The sequence below is a fragment of the Bradyrhizobium sp. UFLA05-108 genome, from assembly GCF_059803455.1.
The window spans coordinates 1-18602 of sequence record NZ_JBANAZ010000093.1 but is presented as its reverse complement, the minus strand read 5'-3'; the positions used below and the strand labels follow the sequence as shown (position 1 = coordinate 18602).

Genomic DNA, 18602 nt, shown 5'->3' with positions numbered 1-18602 from the left:
CCCTCTCTCAGGGAGGCCAGCGTGCCGCTGGAAGCTGTGGAGGCGAGACGGCTTTATCGCCAGGTCGCCGATCAATTGCGGGCTCTGATCGACAGTGGCGAGTACGCTGTCGGAAGCCGGCTGCCGACCGAGCGCGAACTCGCCGAGCAGCTCAAAGTGTCGCGGCCGACGGTGCGCGAAGCCTTGATCGCGCTCGAGGTCGAAGGCCGGGTCCGCATCCGCGTTGGCTCCGGCATTTACGTGATCGAGCCCGCTAGTCCCGCAGCGTCCGTTCCCGCAGCCCTGATCGAAGGCCCGTTCGAGCTGCTTCGCGCTCGCGAATTCCTCGAAGGTGCCATCGCCGAGCAGGCCGCGCGCGTGGCGAAGAAAGACGACATCGCGCGCATCGACGCCTCCCTCATCGCGATGGAGAACGTCGAGCAACCCGGCGAAGCCTCGATGGTCCACGATCGCGCCTTCCATATCGCGATCGCCGGCAGTCTCGGCAATGCCGTTCTGGTGCGCGTGGTCGGCGAGCTCTTCGATCAGCGCCTCAATCCTTATTTCTCGCAGCTCGCTCGCTACTTCGAAAGCCCGCGCACCTGGCGCGCCGCGCTGGATGAGCACCGCGTCGTGCGCGATGCCATTGCTGCGCGCGATCCCGAGGCTGCCCGTGACGCGATGCGCGACCATCTGTCACGCTCGCAGGAACGCTTTGCACGAAATTTCGGAGCCGAGGCCGGCGCGGCGCCGGCGCCCACCGGCGCCAGGGCGGCGCGATCGGCCGTGCGTCCGTCAAAGCCAAAACGACCGCCCAAAAAGCAGGCCGCGGGCAGCGGCACGCGGCGGCGATGACGTTGGGTGGCCTGGACCGCCGGACCGGGCAAACAAGAAGCGGACTTAGACAATGGAGGAAAAATCTGTGATCAAGAAGATGACGATGGTGCTGGCGGCTTCAGTCGCGGCAATGCTGGCTGCCACCAATGCCGGCGTGGCGCAGACCAAGCTCAAATGGGCCCATGTCTACGAGACCTCGGAGCCGTTCCATACGGCCTCCGTCTGGGCCGCGCAGGAGATCGGCAAACGCACCAGCGGGCGTTACCAGATCGACGTCTATCCGGCCTCGCAGCTCGGCAAGGAGACCGATCTCAACCAAGGCCTCTCGCTCGGCTCGGTCGACATCATCATCTCCGGGTCAAGCTTTGCCGCAAAAAGCTTTCCGCCGATCGGTGTGACCTACTATCCCTATACCTTCCGCGACGCGGATCATTTGCTCGCCTTCACCAAGAGCGACATCTTCAAGGAGCTCGCCAAGGGCTATGAGGACAAGAGCGGCCATCACATCATTGCGGTGACCTATTACGGCGTGCGCCAGACCTCGTCGAACAAGCCGATCAAGACCTGCGCCGACATGAAGGGCCTCAAGATGCGTGTCCCGGACGTGCCGGCCTATCTCGCGATGCCGCGGGCCTGCGGCGCCAACACCGCGCCGATCGCCTTCGCCGAAGTCTATCTGGCGCTCCAGAACGGCACCGTCGAAGCGCAGGAGAACCCGCTGACCACGATCGAGGCCAAGAAGTTCTACGAGGTGCAGAAGCACATTGTTCTGACCGGCCACATTGTCGATCACCTCAACACCGTGGTGTCGGGCGCGCTCTGGAAGAAGCTGAGCGACGAGGACAAGAAGATCTTCACCGACGTGGCGCAGGAGGCGGCCGCGAAGGCGACCGAGGAGATTAAGCAGAACGAAGCCAAGCTGATCAGCTTCTTCAAGGAGAAGGGCCTGACGCTGACCGAGGTCGACAAGAACGAGTTCCGCGACACCGTGATGAAGAATGTCTCATTCGAGAGCTTCGGCTATCGCAAAGCCGACTGGGAGCGCATCCAGGCGGTGAAGTGAAGAGACGTCGTCGTTCCGGGATGGTGCGTTAGCACCAGACCCGGAACTTCGAGATTCCAGGTTCGATGCTCACGCATCGCTCCGGAATGACGTTCGGTTCTCTTGGGGAGGAGTAAACACATGTCGACCGCCGAATTGCACCGGCAGATCACCGCGGACGAGATCGCCCACACCTTCGAGGAAGAGGCGACGCCGAAGGTCGATCTCGGCCACTACGCCTTCGAGGACTGGCTGGCGCTCGCGATTTTCTGGGTGATGGCGCTCTGCGTCTTCCTCCAGTTCTTCACGCGCTATGTGCTCAACGACAGCTACGCCTGGACCGAGGAGATTGCGACCTATTGCCTGATCGGCGTGGTCTTCATCGGGTCGTCGATGTGCGTGCGGCTGTCGCGGCACATCCAGGTCGATCTTGTCTACCGCTATCTGCCGCATCTCGCGGCGCGCGCGCTGTCGACAGTGATCGATCTGATCCGCATCGCGTTCTTCGGCTACGCCATCCGCCTGGTGTGGATCTACATCCAAGTGATAGGCGACGAGCCGATGACTACGATCAATTTCCCCAAGAACTATGTCTACTACCTCGCGCTGCTCGGCTTCGTGCTGATGTTCGTCAGATCCCTGCAGGTAGCATTGGAAAACTGGCGGCAGGGCTATTCGATCCTCGAACGTCCAGGTGCCTACGACGGAACGGAAGGGTGATGCCATGCTGCTCTTGCTTGGGGGCTTTCTCATCCTGATGCTGCTTGGCCTTCCCGTGGCGCTCGCCATGGCGGTGTCCTCGCTGCTCTATATCCTGGTCAGCGGCATCACGCCCGACGTCACGCTGGCGCAGCGCATGATCGCGGGCGTCGAGAGCTTTCCGCTGCTCGCCGTGCCCTTCTTCATCCTCGCCGGCAATCTCATGAACATCGCCGGCGTGACGGGGCGCATCTATAAATTCGCGGTCGCGCTGGTTGGCTGGATGCGCGGCGGCCTCGGCCACGTCAACATCATCGGCTCGGTGATCTTCTCCGGCATGTCGGGCACCGCGATCGCGGACGCCGCTGGTCTCGGCACCATCGAGATCAAGGCGATGAAGGACCACGGCTATACCACCGAATTCTCCGTCGGTGTCACGGCCGCGTCTGCCACTCTTGGTCCGATCATTCCGCCGTCGCTGCCGTTCGTGATCTACGGCATGATGGCCAACGTCTCGATCGGCGCCCTGTTCCTGGGCGGTGTCATCCCGGGCGTGGTGATGACGCTGTTCATGATGGCGACGGTTGCCTATTTCGCCCACAGGAATCGCTGGGGCAGCGACACGCCATTCTCCTGGCCGCAGCTCGGCTCGGCCGGACTCGAGGTCATCATCGTCTTCAGCTTCCCGCTTGCGATCTGGCTGATGACGCTCGCCGGCGTCTCGACCAACATGGCGGTCGTCATCGGCCTCGGCGCACTGCTCGCGATCGACTGGTACTTCGACTTCTCCGCGGTGATGGCGCTGATGGCGCCGGTGATCCTGATCGGTGGTATGACGCTCGGCTGGTTCACGCCGACGGAAGCAGCCGTCGCGGCCGTGATCTGGTCGTTGTTCCTTGGGCTTGTGCGCTACCGCACCATGACGTTCAAGACGGTGGCGAAGGCGACCTTCGACACCATCGAGACCACGGCGTCGGTGCTGTTCATCGTCACCGCGGCGTCGATCTTTGCCTGGTTGTTGACCGTGTCGCAGGCGGCGCAGACGCTCTCCGACTGGATGCTCAGCGTCACCCATAACAAATGGGTGTTTCTGCTGCTGGCCAACATCCTGATCCTGTTCGTCGGTTGCTTCATCGACACCATCGCGGCAATCACGATTCTGGTGCCGATTCTCCTGCCGATCGTGCTGAAGCTCGGAATCGATCCGATCCATTTCGGCCTGATCATGACGCTGAACCTGATGATCGGCCTCTTGCATCCGCCGCTCGGCATGGTGCTGTTCGTTCTGGCCCGCGTGGCGAAACTCTCGGTGGAACGCACCACCATGGCGATCCTGCCCTGGCTGGTGCCGCTGATCCTGGCACTCATCGCCATCACCTACATTCCGGAGCTGACGCTCTGGCTGCCTAAATATATGGGACTCTCCAAATGACCTCAGTCGCTCTCGCTGCAACCCTGTTCGGCCCCGAAGACCTGCGCATGATCGAGCATCCGCTCGAGAAGCTCGGCGCGGGCATGGTGCGCATCCGCTTCGGTGCCGGGGGCATCTGCGGTTCGGACATGCACTACTTCCGCCACGCCCGTACCGGCGATTTCGTCGTGAAGTCGCCGTTGGTGCTCGGACATGAGATCTCCGGCGAGGTCGTGGAGATCGCCGGAACTGCGCCGAACCTGAAGGTCGGCGATCGCGTCGCTGTCAACCCGTCGCGCTGGTGCGGCCATTGCGTTGCCTGCCGCGAGGGCCGGCCGAACCTCTGCGAAAACATCTTCTTCATGGGTTCGGCCTCGAAGACTCCGCACATGCAGGGCGGCTTTGCCAATTACTTCGATGCGATCCCGGCACAGTGCGTGAAGATCCCGGATCACGTCTCATATCAGGCCGCGGCGCTCGCCGAGCCGCTCGCGGTCTGCCTCCACGCCGTCGCGCGCGCCGGTGACGTCAAGGGCAAACGCGGTATCATCTTCGGTGCCGGCCCGATCGGGCTCCTGACCATGCTCGCCGCGCGCCGCGCCGGCATGGCCGACATCACGGTCGCCGACATCGCGCCTGCGCCGCTTGTCTTCGCGACCCGGCTCGGCGCCTCCCACGTCGAGAACGTCTCAGGCGGCGAGGAGGGCCTGAAGACGCAAGCCGCGGCGCGTCCCTATGACGTCGCCTTCGAGGTCTCCGGCACGGCCGCGGGCCTTGCCAGCGCGATTGGCATCGTTCGTCGTGGCGGCACCGTGGTGCAGATCGGCAACCTGCCGGGTGGCCAGATTCCGACGCCGGCAAATGCCGTGATGGCCAAGGAGATCGACCTGCGCGGCTCGTTCCGCTTCGGCTTCGAATTCGCGACCGCGGTGGAACTGATTTCCGATGGCAGCGTCGATGTGCTGTCGCTGGTCACGGCCGAGCGTCCCTTGTCGACCGCGCCCGATGCGCTCAGGCTGGCGCTCGACCGCTCGCAGAGCGTCAAGGTCGTGCTGACCGCAAACTGAGCCGGGAGAAATGTCATGATGCTGCAGGGATGGCGCTGGTACGGGCCCGATGATCCCGTGTCGCTCGATGATGTCAGGCAGGCTGGTGCGACGGATATCGTCTCGGCGCTGCATCAGGTGGCGATCGGCGAGGCCTGGACGCGCAAAGGCGTCGAGGAACGCAAGAATTTCATCGAGAAGGGGCAGCCTGGCCGCTCGCAACTGACCTGGTCGGTCGTGGAGTCAATCCCGATCCCCGACGACGTCAAGCGGCTCGGGGCTAAGGCAACCCGCTCCATCGAGGCGTGGATCGCGAGCCTGGAGGCGGTCGCTGCCGCCGGCATCAAGATCATCTGCTACAATTTCATGCCGGTGGTCGACTGGTGCCGCACCGATCTCGAATGGGAGCTGCCGAACGGCGCGCGTGCCATGCGCTTCGACGGGGATCGCTTTGCCGCGTTCGAGTTGCACATCCTCAAGCGTCCCGCCGCGTTCCAGGAGTATTCGCCTGAGCAGCAAGCCCGTGCGAAGAAACTCTTCGAGCAGATGAGCCAGGCTGACATCGACTATCTCGTCATGGTGATCGCGAGCGCGCTTCCGGGTTCGACCACCGAGCCGATGACCCTTCCGCAATTCCGCGACCGGCTCGAGCAGTACCGCGACATCACACCAGAGATCCTGCGCCAGCATCTCGCCGAATTCCTCGCACACGTCGCGCCAGTGGCGGAGCAGCTCGGCGTATCCCTGACACTACACCCGGACGATCCGCCGCGCCCCCTGTTTGGCCTGCCCCGCGTCGCCTCCACGGCCGACGACTATCAGGCGCTGTTTGACGCCGTGCCGTCGAAAGCCAACGGCATCTGCCTGTGCACGGGCTCGCTCGGCGTGCGCGCCGACAACAACCTGCCGGCAATGGCCGAGCGCTTCGGCCCGCGCATCGCGTTCGCGCATTTGCGTGCGACCAAGCGTGAGGACGACGGTCTGTCCTTCTACGAATCCGATCATCTCGATGGCGACGTCGACATGGTCGCCGTGCTCAAGCGGCTCCTGAAGGAGAACGCGCGGCGCGCGCCCGACAAGCAGATCGTATTCCGCCCCGACCACGGTCATCGCATGCTTGATGATCTCGCTGCGACCAAGCGCACCAATCCCGGCTACACCGCGATCGGCCGCCTCCGCGGCCTCGCCGAGCTGCGCGGCGCGATCAGGGCGATTGAGCATCAATAGGGACGTTCGGCTGTCGCATTTCTTTCGTAGCGAGAGTTGTTGCTTTTGCTCGCAGAGATTGTCTCCGGTTCCTTTTTGTGTCAGAGTGGCTGCATTGCATTTCGATCGACGCATTGCAGCCACAGGCCATTTATAGGAGCCGAACATGAGCTTCTTGGTCGAGCGTCCGCCTGAGCAATATGATCGGGCCGCCTTCTCCGGTTTCAACACGTCCGATACCTTCAATCTCGGCACCGCGCGCGCGATGATGTGGATGTCGCAGCTTGCCTACGAGACCCACGTACCTGCGACGATCGCGTCCGTTTCCAAGCTCTTGCAGCTCTCTGAAGTCAGGGTGTTGAGCAAGCCCGCGGTATCGACGCTACCGATGACGGATACGAGAGGAGTCATCGTCAAAAGAGACGATGCGACCATCGTGGCCTTCGCGGGTACGGATCCCCTCCATCTTTTGAACTGGGTCAGCGACTTCACGCTGGGCCGGCCGCAGGCGGCTGTGCACCAGGGTTTTCGCGATGCGGCGGCGGCCGTCTGGAACGACGCGAAGGGGGCGCTTGCGGCCGCACGCGACAGTGGTTCGCCGGTCTTCATCACCGGACACAGTCTGGGCGCCGCGATCGCGGTGGTCACTGCGGATTTCGCCCGCCGGGAGCTTCAACTTGGCAACGCTCAGATCTATCTATTCGGCTGTCCGCGCGTCGGCCGGGCCGACTTCGTCGCACCCTACAACATCACGTTCGGAGCGACGAGCTACCGTCTGGTCCACGGTGCTGATATCGTTCCCACAGTGCCCCCGCCGCTGCTCGGATTTCACCACGTCGGCGGCTATCTGGGCTGCGCCTCGGGTAGCAAGTTCAGCGCCGATACGGCAAAGCCCGCTTTCGGCTCGGACGAGCCGGAGGCAGACGCCGGGGTGGGTGAACGGCTCCGCAATCTCTTCTTGGGTTTCTCGGAGAATGCGCGGAGGGATACGCTCGGCGATCTCTCCGTCGTCCTGCCGCCTGGGATCGGCGATCATCTTCCCGACCGCTACTGCGCCGCGTTGACACCCGCTCAATAGCAGGCGGCCATCAGATCGAGCTTGGGATACAACTGGTCGATTGCCGCGATCTCGCTGCGCATCTGCGCGATGATCCAGTCGCGGATCTCGGCGGCAAGAGGCCGCATCGGCCGGTTGCGCGGCGGCAGGAATTCGCAAATGCGGCGCGTGGTCGTGAGCGCATCGGACGCCGGCACCAGTGCGCCGGTGAGCAGCCAATGCGAGGCGACGGTCAGCCAACCGAGCGCGATGCCCTGGCCGAGCAGAGCGGCCTGTACCACGACGGCATAGTCGGTGAAGCTCAGCGCCTTGGCCGGGCCGCGGCGCTTGGTGAGAAACTTTGGATAGTCCGCCGCCCAGTCGCCCGGCGTCTCGGCGAGCCGGATCACGGTGTTGCCCTCCGCGGCCTCCGCCTCGCTCATGTAACCGGGGCTGCACACTGGCAACATGACTTCCTTCATCACCAGCGTGCCGCCGGAGTGAGGCTCCTCGCGGTCGCGAAAGCGCATGCCGAGATCGACATTCTCGACCGGTCCCCGCAGCGCGCCTGAGATCAGCTGGAAGCGAAGGTCAACTTGAGGAAAATGCCGCTGCAGTTTGTCGATACGCGGCATCAGCCAATGCGTGGTGAAGGCGGAAGAGACGGAGAGCGTGACCGTCTCGGTACCCTTGCGCCGCCGCTCGATCTCGATCAACCCGGTCTCGATGCTGCGAAAGCCTTCGAGCACGCGGCGGTACAGCAGTTCGCCTTCCTCGGTAAGCACCGCGCGCCCCGCCTTGCGGTCGAACAGGCGGACGCCGAGGTGCTCCTCGAACTGGCCGAGCATCCGGCTCACCGCCGGCTGCGTGACGTTCAACTCCGCCGCTGCCGCGGTGAAGCTGCCGTTGCGCGCAGCTGCGTCGAAGACGAACAGGGCATTGGAGGAGGGCAGCATCCGGCGGAGCTCGGGCATAACTTGATGTTATGCGACCGGTAAGAATTTGGCAATTGCCGAGTTTTGCCAAGTCTGGTGTCATTGGCATGACAGGCTAAAGACAAGGCTTGTAAGAGAAGATTGCGTGCTCATGATGCTGCAATCGCAAGCTGATCTCCGGTCTGTATATAAAGCAAGCTTATGGCGTGCAGTGAGGCGCGCCGCCCAGGGGCGTGACGAGGGTCGATCGTTGGACAAACGAGCGGAAAGCGTCGAAATCAGGTCCGCAAGCAAGGCTTACGGCGCGGTTCGCGCCCTTGATGACGTGTCGCTCAATGTCGGCGCCGGCGAGTTCGTCTCGCTGCTCGGCCCGTCCGGCTCCGGCAAGACCACGCTGCTTGGAATCCTCGGTGGCTTCATCCTGCCATCGAGCGGCTCGATCCATTTCGGCGGCCGCGACGTCACCTACATGCCGCCGCACAAGCGCGACATCGGTGTGGTGTTCCAGAACTACGCGCTGTTCCCGCACATGAGTGTCGGCGAGAACGTCGCCTTCCCCTTGCGCGCCCGCCGCCTGCCGAAATCGACCTGGCCCGACAGGGTGCGAGCCGCGCTCGCCATGGTGGGGCTGTCCGGTTACGAGCATCGCGGCACCGCGCAGCTCTCCGGCGGCCAGCGCCAGCGCGTGGCGCTGGCGCGCGCGATGATTTTCGAGCCGCGCCTGATCCTGATGGACGAGCCGCTCTCAGCGCTCGACAAGCAGCTCCGCGAATCCATGCAGATCGAGCTGCGTGCGCTGCACAAGCGCATCGGCGCCACCATCATCTACGTCACGCATGACCAGCGCGAGGCGCTGACCATGAGCGACCGTGTCGCCGTGATGAAGGACGGCAAGCTGATCCAGATCGACGAGCCCGCGCACCTGCACGATCACCCCGCGGACTCCTTCGTCGCGAGCTTCATCGGCGAAGCCACTCTCTTGCCCGTCCGTCGCGTTGATTCATGCAGCGTCGCGCTCGGCAATTTCGTGCTGCGCAGCGCCCGGACTATCCCACCGGGCGATGCGCTGATGCTCGCAGTGCACAGCGAAAAGCTCTTGATTGACGACGGCGCAGGCGATGGGACCCGCAACCGGTTGACCGGCAGCGTCACCGACATCGTCTACCAGGGCGAGAGCCTGCGCATCTTTCTCGGCCTCGCCGACGGCGCTGCGCTCAGCCTGCGCCAGCCGGCCCATCACGAAGCCTATCGCCGCATTCCGCCAGTCGGCGGCAATCTCACCGTCACCCTTCATCCCGAGGACACCATCGTCGTGCCGAGGGTGGACTAGCTCCAGCCTTGCTCCAACCAAAGAGAAGAAGCCCAATGTCGTCCCAAGCCCCGTTCAGCAATTTCAAGGTCCTCACCTTCGACGTCGTCGGCACCTTGATCGATTTCGAGACCGGCGTGCTGTCGGCGGTGCGCAGAATCTCGGGCAAGACGCCGGCCGAACTCAGCGACGACAAGATCTTCGCCTCCTACAAGCGCGGCCGCGATGCGAATCCCGAACGTTCCAGCGAGGTGATGTTTCACGTCTATCGCTATCTCGCCAAGGAGCTGGGTCTTCCGGCCGACGACGCATCCTGCGATGTGTTCCAGCTCGCGGTGCTGCGTTGGGCACCGTTCGCGGATTCGGTTGAAGCGTTGAAGCGTCTGCGCACAAAATTCCGCCTGGTTGCGATGACCAACGCAGATCGCGTCGCGCTGTCCTGCTACGCGCATGCGCTCGGCAATCCCTTCGACGACACCGTCTGTGCCGACGACACCGGCGTTGCAAAGCCTAATCCGGAATTCTTCGCCTACAACAAGGGCCGGCAGTCGGCGTTCGGCTACAAGCAGTCGGACATCCTGCACGTCGCGCAGAGCCAGTATCACGACATCGGGATCGCGCGGAAGCTCGGCTACAAGGTGTGCTGGATCGAGCGGCGCCAGGGTCTCGCCGGTTTCGGCGGAACGCCGGAAGTGCCGACCCTGACCAAGCCCGACTTCCATTTTCCCACGATGAAGGCCTTCGCCGACGCCGCCGTCGGCGCTGCGTGAGCATGAGTGGACGCATGACAGGGAACTGGATCGCGCAGCCATCCGCCAACTCGCTATGGGCGAGCACGGCGGAGCCTGCTCACGAGTTTCCGGTCCTGTCGGGCGAGCATCAGGCGGATGTGGTGATCATCGGCGCGGGCTACACCGGCCTGTCCGCGGCGCACCACATCGCCAAGAGCGGTCTGTCGCCGATCGTGCTGGAGGCGAACCGCCCCGGCTGGGGCGCGAGTGGCCGCAATGGCGGCGTGATCACCGCAAAATTCCGCCTGTCGTTTCGCGAGGTCGACGCCGCGCATGGCCGCGCGATGGCCAAGCGCATGTACGAGATCGCGCATGAATCGACCGATATTGTCGAGGAACTGGTCTCCGAATTCGGCATCACCAGTGCGGCGTTGACGCGCACCGGCCAGGTCAAGGCCGCACACAACGAGACGACACTCCGGGCGGCGATCGACGAGGCCGACTGGATGAAGCGCGAGATGGGCGATGCTGAGGTCCGTATCCTCGACAAGCGCGAGGTGCGTGATGAAACCGGCTCCGATGTCTTCGTGGGAGGCGTGCTCAATCCCGGCTCCGGCGGGATCCATCCGCTCAACTATGTGCGTGGCCTCGCCGAGGGCATCGCGCGTCGCGGCGTTTCCATCTTCCAGGATACGCCGGTGCTAAAGCTTAGGCGCGAGCAGGGCGGTCTCGTCGCCGAGACGCCGCAAGGCACGGTGCGCGCAAAGCAGGCGATCATCGCCACCAACAGTTATTCCGACCTGACGGATGCGACGCGGCACCTGCAGCACACACTGATCCCGTTCCGCAGCGCGATCATCGCGACCGACCGGTTGCCGCGCAATCTCGCGGGACGGCTGATGCCGACGGGCCGCACCTACACCGAGACCAAGCGCATGATGCGCTGGTTCCGCATGGTCGACAATCGCGTGATTTTTGGTGGCCGCGGCGCCTTCGGCAAGCAGGATTCGGAAGCCGCATTTGAGGCGCTGCGCAAGGCGATGGTCGGAATATTCCCTGATCTCGTGGACGTGCCGCTCGCGTTCAAATGGTCGGGCCTCGTCGGAATGACGCTGGACTCGGTGCCGCATATCGGCCGCCTCGACGAGCGCACGCTATTCGCGATGGGCTACAATGGCGCGGGTGTGGCGATGTCGAGCCTGATGGGCCGCTATCTCGCGGCCTTCGTCCGCCGCGAAAAGCCTGATGTCGGGCTGCTCGATGCGAGACGTCTCAAATTCATTCCGTTCTATTCGCTCCGCGAGCCCGCCGTGCGCATGGTCGCCGGCTGGTATCAGTTGCTGGATGCGATCGGGCAGTGAGTTTCTTTTGACGACAGAGGAGGCGAGGATGACGAAATTGGGCTTCAGTTTTGGACACGCGGTCCTGGGCGCATCGCTCGGTGCGTTTGGACTGGCTAGCACGGCGGCCGGTGCCGGTGAGCAGATCACCTTCGTCTCGCAAGGCGGCGCCTATCAGCAGGCGCAGACGGTGGCGATCCTCGATCCCTCCGCCAAGAAGCTCGGCATCACCATCAACCAGGATTCCATTCCCGACGCCTGGCCCGCGATCAAGACGCAGGTCGGCAGCGGTAAGCCGATCTGGGACGTGGTGGACACGCCGACCGGCTATTGCCTGCGCGGCGGCGAGCAGGGGCTGATCGAGAAGCTCGACTTCTCCAAGATCCCGAATGCTGCCGCGATGCCTGAGGCCTATCGCAATGCCTATTCGGTGTCCTACGAGTTCTATTCCAGCGTCCTCGCCTTCAGCCAGAAGACGTTCCCGAAGGATGCGCCCAATAGCTGGGCCGATTTCTGGGACGTCAAGAAATTCCCCGGGCGCCGCGCGCTCCGCAACCACCCCATCGCAACGCTGGAAGCCGCGCTGATGGCCGACGGCGTCGCTCCCGACAAGCTCTATCCACTCGACGTCGAGCGCGCCTTCAAGAAGCTGGAAGAGATCAAGCCGAACATCACGGTGTGGTGGACCTCCGGCGCGCAGTCGGCGCAGCTTCTCAATGACGGTGAGGTCGACATGGAGATGGCCTGGAATGGCCGCGTCAGCGCGGTCGCCAAGGAAGGCGCCAAGGTCGCCTTCACCTACAACCAGGGCATTTTGCAGAGCACCTCGCTCTGCATTCTCAAGGGAGCGCCGAATCTCGAGACGGCCGTGAAGTTCCTCAACGAGGCCGTCGATCCCGTGCATCAGGCCAATTTGCCGCTGAACATCGACTACGGCCCGGGCAACCCGAAGGCGTTCGACACCGGCGTGATCAAGCCGGAGCGCGCTGCGCAATTGCCGAGCGAGCCCGCGAACGCAGCGAAGCAGGCACTGATGTCTTACGCCTGGTGGTCGTCGCCGGCGGGCGAGGCGGCCGAGAAGCGCTGGGCCGCGTTCATGCAGAAGTGAACCAGCGAGGCAGCGTTGACGACATCAAAACCAGATCCTTCGCTCAGACATCAACGCCGTGAAGACGGCCTGATGCTGGCCCTGGTGTCGCCGGCGCTGCTCGTCATCCTTCTGCTGATCGTGCTGCCGGTCGGATGGCTCGCCTGGCAGTCGATCTATCACGACGGATTCACGCTCGAGCATTATCGCCGCATCTTCACCGAGGATATCTACTGGCGCAGCTTCGCACTGACCTTCGAGATCAGCCTGCTGGTGACGGTGCTCGCGCTCGTGCTGGGTTATCCCGTGGCCTATGCCGCGAACGCGGTGCCGAAGGCATGGAGCGTCGTCATCCTGGCGCTCGTCGTACTGCCGTTCTGGACCAGCGTGCTGGTGCGCGCCTATGCCTGGCTCGCGCTGCTCCAGCGCACCGGTGTGATCAATCAGCTCCTGCGCTACCTCGACGTGATCGGTGAGCCACTTGCGCTCGTCCACAACACTTTCGGCACGGTGGTTGCGACGGTGCACATCCTCTTGCCTTTCATGGTGCTGCCGCTCTACGCCACCATGCAGAAGATTCCGAGCGATCTGATGCAGGCCGGCGCCAGCCTGGGTGCAAGCCCGGCGCTCACCTTCTTCCGCGTCTTCCTGCCGCTGTCGCTGCCGGGCGTGCTCGCCGGCTCGACCATGGTGTTCGTGCTCTGCCTCGGTTTCTACATCACGCCGGAACTGCTCGGCGGCGGACGCACGGTGATGGTGTCGATGCTGGTGAGCCGCAATGTCGAGCTCTACAACCAGTTCGGCGCGGCCAGCGCGGTCGCCGTGGTCCTTCTGCTCAGCGTGCTCCTGATCTTCTTCGTTGTCAGCCGTTTCGTCTCGCTCGATCGCGTGTTGGGGCAGAAATGAGAACAGTCTCGCCCGCCCGGATCGCCTTGATCGCGGCCTGCGCGCTGGTGCTGATCTATCTTATCCTGCCGGTCCTGATCATCGTGCCGATCTCGTTCTCCAGCGCGCGCTTCCTGACGTTCCCGCCGCCTTCGCTGTCGTTGCGCTGGTACCAGCAATATTTCTCGAACCCCGCCTGGATGCAGGCGACGCAGGTGACGCTGATCGTCGCGGCCTTCACGGTCGTGATTGCCACCCCGCTCGGCGTCGCCGCGGCCTACGCGATCAGCCAGTCGAAGCTGCGCATCATGCGCATGATCCACATGGGGCTGCTCTTGCCACTCGTGGTGCCGATCATCATCACCGCGGTCGGCATCTTCTTCATCTATGCAAGGGTCGGGCTGGTCGCGACGCTGCCGGGTCTCGTGCTCGCCAACGTGATGCTGGGCCTGCCTTACGTCGTCATCTCCGTGCTCGCGGGTCTGCAAAGCTTCGATCCCGCGCAGGAGATGGTCGCGCGCAGCCTCGGTATGAACCGTCTGCGCAGCTTCTTCGTGGTGACGCTGCCGCAGATCAAGTCCAGCGTGGTGGCAGGCGCGATCTTCGCCTTCATCTCGGCGATGGACGAGACCATCATCGCGCTTTTCATCTCGGGTGGTCAGTACCAGCCGCTGACCAAGCGCATGTTCACCGCACTCCGCGACGAGATCGATCCGACCATTGCCGCGATCTCGACGCTGATGACGGCAGCGTCGTTCATGCTGGTGTTGCTGGCGAGTGCGCGGCAACGGAAGAGCGGGTGAGACGGTTCATCGAGACGCTTCCCACCAAAACATCGAAAACAACCCCATGCAAAGTAGAACGACCGTCGCCGGCGGGAGATGACCTTGCGCGGCGTAAGACATTCCTACGTCGTGCAAATCAGCAAAACAGGCGCATCGCCGCGCGGACTCGATTGCTTCGCTGAAGGGCTCGACGCGGCATTGCACGCCAGGTTCCATTCAGTCATGCTGCTGACGCATTCTCTGTCTTAGTCGGTGAGAACTTAAAACAATGTGCGAGGAACCACCCTGGTTCCCGCAACGGTTCCGCCGCCAGAGTTGGCACGAATCCGCAAAATATCGGCGCAAGTTCGTGAACGCTCCGCGTTCGCTTGACCATGTTTTGCGGCATCGGGGAACCGGACGATCGAGAAAATCAAAGGAGTTATGATGGTGTTCCGCTCGAGCGCCGCAATTTGCGGCGCCGTGGTTGCGCTTGCCGTTTCCGTCACCGTTGCCCGAAGTGAATCGGGTGGAGTTCACTCAAGCGCTGTAGTCAATGCCGCCTGTGGAAATGCGATCGTTGGCGCAGCATCCATGTATAATCCATTCAAGCCCGGCAAGGAGGAGGGCGGTCCGAACACAGCCTCCGGCGAGCGTTATGATCCCTCCGTTTGGGCGGCTGCCATCAAGACGAGCCTGCGTCAGAAATTTGGTGGGGTCCAATTTGGCGTGAGGCCGAAGTATGCCCTCGTCGAGGCCGTGGGCAAGAAAGTCATCGTCAAGATAAATGACGTGGGACCACTAAGGCCAGGCCGCATCATTGACCTCAATGAGCGGACGATGCGCCATTTCGATCCAAGCCTGCAGCTCGGGGTAATTTCCAGCGTAAGAGTTAGCCCGCTTGCCGGCGACTATTGGATCCCCGGACCGGTTGGCTGAACATCCCACCCGCAAGAGATACAACACGGCCTTCAGTGGGAACGCCCTGATGGCCGTCTCGCCGCTGATCTCTGGGGCGATGCCAGTTGTGGCGGCAAGGCGCGGCTGGCGCAGTTTGCGTTACCATCAGTTCTGAAACGCAAAGAAGAGTCTGACCAACGTTTCCTTTTTGGCTCTGGGCCGAACAACTAACGTACGGGAGATCGGACATAATGCGATGATTGCGCTGATCGCCGGTTTTGCCCCATAGGCGACCAATGAGACGTCGCCTGTGACACCAGGCTCCGAAGGCAAGCGGACGAGGGCTTTGAACCTCCGGTTCGCCGCATAGACCTATGTCTTGAGTCAGTCCTGCCTGCGTGAGTGGGTGTCGTTGTCGTTTCGCCGTGTGGCAAGACGATGAGGATTCCGCCCGTTTCCGCGGTTGACCGAGCTCTAGGGAGAGGGCGATGAGCAAAATCCTGGTTTGCGGTGGAGGTGTGATTGGATTATGCGCAGCGATGATGCTTGGCCGCGACGGCCACGACGTCACAGTCCTAGAGGCTGACTCTGCAGGTCAACCTATTGCATCTGCCGAGGGATGGGATTCCTGGGAACGCCCCGGAGTTGCCCAATTCAGGCAACCTCATAATCTCAGTTCGCGATTTCGGATGATCAGCGATCAGGAATTGCCGGGCTTGACGGATGATCTGCTTCGAGCCGGCTGCGTTTGGGTGGACTATCTCGACAGCCGATCCCTTCCGCCGTCCATAACGGACCGGACGCCGCGTCCGGGCGACGAGACCATACCCTTCGTCACTGGTCGGAGGCCCATCGTAGAATGGGCCGTGGCTGCAATGGCGCAAGCCGCGCCTAACGTGAGTATTCGTCGGGGGACCAAGATTTGCGAATTGATTACGGGCGCTTCGGCGGTTCCCGGTGTGCCGCACGTTGCTGGGGTACGTACTACATCCGGAGAAGAAATTCGCGCTGATCTGGTAGTCGACGCCATGGGACGGCGAAGCCTGGCTTGCGATTGGATCGTCAGCGCGGGAGCCCGCAGCCCGATTGAGGAAGCCGAAGACAGCAACTTCGCTTATTTTACACGATATTTCTCCGGGCAGCAGCGGCCCCGCAGGATGGGCCGCGCGCTCACGCCGATGGGCTTGTTCTCGATCCTTACCTTGGACGGGGACAATGATACTTGGTCAATTACTTTGTATACCTCGGCGAAGAACAAGGCGATGCGAGCCTTGCGTGATACGACGACATTCCATCGCGTCGTCTCCGCGTGCCCGCGGCACGCCCATTGGCTCGATGGCGAGCCAATAACGCCCGTTCTTCTGATGGCGGGAGTTATCGACCGGTACCGACGGTTTGTCGTCGATGGTCAGCCCGTGATCACCGGATTCGCCGCTGTAGGTGATGCATGGGCGTGTACCAACCCATCTGCCGGAAGGGGCTTGAGCGTTGGCCTTTTGCACGCACAGGTACTCCGCAATATTGCCCGCCGATACATCGACGATCCCGAAGCGTTCTCCCGGGCATACGACGCTGAGACCGAGAGCCAAGTCGGCCCGTTTTATCGAAACCAGATCGCCGCGGACCGCGCGCGGATCGCTGAAATGAGCGCACTGGAAGAGGGCATGCCGGTCCCCGCACCCAACCAAGTCATGGCCAAGCTCCTTTTTGCATCATCCCAAGACGCGGACGTCCTCCGTGGCATCATTGAAATTGCGATGTGCCTTGCGTTGCCTCAGGAAGTCGTCGCTAGACCGCATATAGCGGCAAAACTCGCCGAATTGGACGGTCATCAATTGCCGCAAGACCCCAACCTCATCGATCGACGTCAGATGGCAACGCTACTGGGCGGTTAATCTGAACGAAATCAGACGATCATTCGCGCGCGGCCCCTTCTTGTCGAGCGCAAGTGATCCGTCTCGAGGCGATGCGTGGTGCGGCAATTGCCGAATTATCCACGCTTGCGTTTGTGGCGCAGGATGATCGCGAGCAGGTCAGGCGAAGGGCTAAAGCGTGATGAGATCGGGATGAATCGTCATCGCGCTCTGGGTTGTTGTTTGAGCACGATCTCCGCGCAAACGCGTTCCGCGTTTGTCGCGAAAAAAACCGTTCCACATTTTTCCGGATCATGCCCTAGGAAGTTCCTACCCAATGTCCGCTTTGCCGCCAACGGCTGCCGTTTCAGCGATGCCGCCAATCCCGTACAAAGAGACTGCATCCCTCGAGGCGCAACTCTTGTCTCAACAGCGCTCGAAAATCTTGGCCCCCGGGTACGCTCGCCGAGCATACGTAACAACCAACTCTCGATCCTGAGTCTCCAGGAATGGCGTCCGGATCTGGCACGACCCGACGATCAGGTGCCATAGCCCATTGAGCTTCTGAATGATGACGTTCATGGGTGCATCTCCAAGAAACTGCATCGCAGCAAACATCTTGTCTTGGCGACAGTCTCATGACTTGCTCGCTGAAACAGTGACCCTGCTCACGGATTTCGGAACACAGGCCATGGTTTTCAGGGCGCTCTGAGCCCGGTGCCACCTTCTCGGAGAGCCGGTGCGGCTTGCAGCAACTCTGCTCGGCATTCCAATGTTGCCGACAATGTCAGAACCAGCCGGGGGCAAGCGGCCGTGCATCGCGGACGGGCGAAGCACGACCGACACTGCCGACGCTTCAAGCGGTAATATCGAACGCGTCAAGTGTGCGGGTCGAGTACACCAAGGCTGCGCCGGCGTTGACGCTGATGCCAACGCCCAAGGCTTCGGCAATCTCCTCCTTCGTGGCGCCGAGCTTCTTCGCTGCTGCGGTGTGAACGGTGATACAGCCGTCGCAGCGCAGCGTGATCGCGACCGCAAGCGCGATCAACTCGCGCGACTTGGCATCAAGGTGTCCGGTCTTTGCGCCGGCCCCGCCAAGCGCCATGTAGCCCTTGACGGTGTCTGGTGAGAGCTTGCCGATCTCTCCGACGCGGGCGAGGATTTGGCTTCGGTAGTCGTTCCAATCGAGCATCGCCATTTTGTCTCTCCATGGTGTGGGCCGAGATTTGGAGGCCCTGAAAGATGCATCATCAGACGTCAGTCCCAAGTTGCCGTTGCGGCGCGATTTTGAATAACTCCGTTGTATGGTGTGTTTGCGGCGCGTCGGAGCTCAGGAGCAGCGATCCGATGAGTCGTCGAGCGCGCCTCTCGCTGGCGCAATGCCTGTCGTAGAAGAGGGGCCACGCTCATTTTGAAGGCGGGCCGAACGAACGAGATCCGGGCAAGCTGAGATGTCCGTTCATGGCCGATTCCGTTGAAAAAGGCCGCGGTTGCGACTCAGAGATACCAGTGATTCAGTCTGTCTAGTTGGCAGGACTGAAG

Annotated in this window: 17 protein-coding genes; 15 read left to right on the top strand and 2 right to left on the bottom strand. The window is 62.4% G+C overall.

Features of this window, described 5'->3' with window-relative positions; genetic code table 11:
• Window positions 1-21: 21 nt before the first annotated feature.
• From SO140_RS40825 to SO140_RS40795, 7 genes are all read left to right on the top strand, one after another.
• Window positions 22-834, top strand: a complete 813-nt coding sequence (locus SO140_RS40825) for a FadR/GntR family transcriptional regulator (protein ID WP_449383857.1) — start codon at window positions 22-24, stop codon at window positions 832-834.
• Between the two features lie 85 nt (window positions 835-919).
• Entirely contained in the window at window positions 920-1879 is a 960-nt protein-coding gene (locus SO140_RS40820) for a sialic acid TRAP transporter substrate-binding protein SiaP (protein ID WP_449383863.1), read from the top strand.
• Window positions 1880-1999: 120 nt separating this feature from the next.
• Window positions 2000-2578 carry a TRAP transporter small permease gene (locus tag SO140_RS40815; RefSeq protein WP_449383856.1) on the top strand — a complete coding sequence of 193 codons (579 nt, stop codon included), beginning with the start codon at window positions 2000-2002 and terminating at the stop codon, window positions 2576-2578.
• A 4-nt stretch (window positions 2579-2582) separates the two neighbouring features.
• On the top strand, window positions 2583-3989 hold the full coding sequence (locus tag SO140_RS40810; protein WP_449383855.1) for a TRAP transporter large permease: 1407 nt from the start codon (window positions 2583-2585) through the stop codon (window positions 3987-3989).
• A complete protein-coding gene (locus SO140_RS40805) occupies window positions 3986-5035 on the top strand; it encodes an L-idonate 5-dehydrogenase (RefSeq protein ID WP_449383854.1) in 1050 nt (349 codons plus the stop codon). Before SO140_RS40810 ends, SO140_RS40805 begins: the two co-directional genes overlap by 4 nt.
• A gap of 15 nt (window positions 5036-5050) precedes the next feature.
• Window positions 5051-6241, top strand: coding sequence for a mannonate dehydratase (gene uxuA, locus SO140_RS40800; protein ID WP_449383853.1), 1191 nt, complete (start codon window positions 5051-5053; stop codon window positions 6239-6241).
• Between the two features lie 145 nt (window positions 6242-6386).
• On the top strand, window positions 6387-7298 hold the full coding sequence (locus SO140_RS40795; protein WP_449383852.1) for a lipase family protein: 912 nt from the start codon (window positions 6387-6389) through the stop codon (window positions 7296-7298).
• Here the strand turns inward: SO140_RS40795 and SO140_RS40790 are convergent.
• A complete protein-coding gene (locus tag SO140_RS40790) occupies window positions 7292-8230 on the bottom strand; it encodes a LysR family transcriptional regulator (RefSeq protein WP_449383851.1) in 939 nt (312 codons plus the stop codon). The two genes, SO140_RS40795 and SO140_RS40790, sit on opposite strands and share 7 nt — an antisense overlap.
• A 211-nt stretch (window positions 8231-8441) precedes the next feature.
• Here SO140_RS40790 and SO140_RS40785 point away from each other — a divergent pair, with 211 nt between their 5' ends.
• The 8 genes from SO140_RS40785 to SO140_RS40750 all read left to right on the top strand — a co-directional run bounded on the left by SO140_RS40785 (window position 8442) and on the right by SO140_RS40750 (window position 17102).
• A complete protein-coding gene (locus SO140_RS40785; protein ID WP_449383850.1) occupies window positions 8442-9521 on the top strand; it encodes an ABC transporter ATP-binding protein in 1080 nt (359 codons plus the stop codon).
• A gap of 35 nt (window positions 9522-9556) precedes the next feature.
• Window positions 9557-10270 (top strand): HAD family hydrolase, encoded by a 714-nt coding sequence (locus tag SO140_RS40780; protein WP_449383849.1) that lies wholly within the window; start codon window positions 9557-9559, stop codon window positions 10268-10270.
• A 14-nt stretch (window positions 10271-10284) separates the two neighbouring features.
• Window positions 10285-11592 carry an NAD(P)/FAD-dependent oxidoreductase gene (locus SO140_RS40775; protein ID WP_449383848.1) on the top strand — a complete coding sequence of 436 codons (1308 nt, stop codon included), beginning with the start codon at window positions 10285-10287 and terminating at the stop codon, window positions 11590-11592.
• 28 nt (window positions 11593-11620) lie between these two features.
• The gene (locus SO140_RS40770; RefSeq protein ID WP_449383847.1) at window positions 11621-12679 is read left to right on the top strand and encodes an ABC transporter substrate-binding protein; all 1059 of its coding nucleotides are present in this window, start codon (window positions 11621-11623) and stop codon (window positions 12677-12679) included.
• A 72-nt stretch (window positions 12680-12751) separates the two neighbouring features.
• On the top strand, window positions 12752-13564 hold the full coding sequence (locus tag SO140_RS40765; protein ID WP_449383846.1) for an ABC transporter permease: 813 nt from the start codon (window positions 12752-12754) through the stop codon (window positions 13562-13564).
• Window positions 13561-14346, top strand: coding sequence for an ABC transporter permease (locus tag SO140_RS40760; RefSeq protein WP_449383845.1), 786 nt, complete (start codon window positions 13561-13563; stop codon window positions 14344-14346). The genes SO140_RS40765 and SO140_RS40760 overlap by 4 nt, the downstream gene beginning before the upstream one ends.
• Before the next feature lie 405 nt (window positions 14347-14751).
• A complete protein-coding gene (locus SO140_RS40755; protein ID WP_449383844.1) occupies window positions 14752-15246 on the top strand; it encodes an RlpA-like double-psi beta-barrel domain-containing protein in 495 nt (164 codons plus the stop codon).
• A gap of 449 nt (window positions 15247-15695) precedes the next feature.
• On the top strand, window positions 15696-17102 hold the full coding sequence (locus SO140_RS40750) for an FAD-dependent oxidoreductase (protein WP_449383843.1): 1407 nt from the start codon (window positions 15696-15698) through the stop codon (window positions 17100-17102).
• An 814-nt stretch (window positions 17103-17916) separates the two neighbouring features.
• Here SO140_RS40750 and SO140_RS40745 read toward each other — a convergent pair.
• The gene (locus SO140_RS40745; RefSeq protein WP_449383842.1) at window positions 17917-18258 is read right to left on the bottom strand and encodes a carboxymuconolactone decarboxylase family protein; all 342 of its coding nucleotides are present in this window, start codon (window positions 18256-18258) and stop codon (window positions 17917-17919) included.
• Window positions 18259-18602 lie beyond the last annotated feature (344 nt).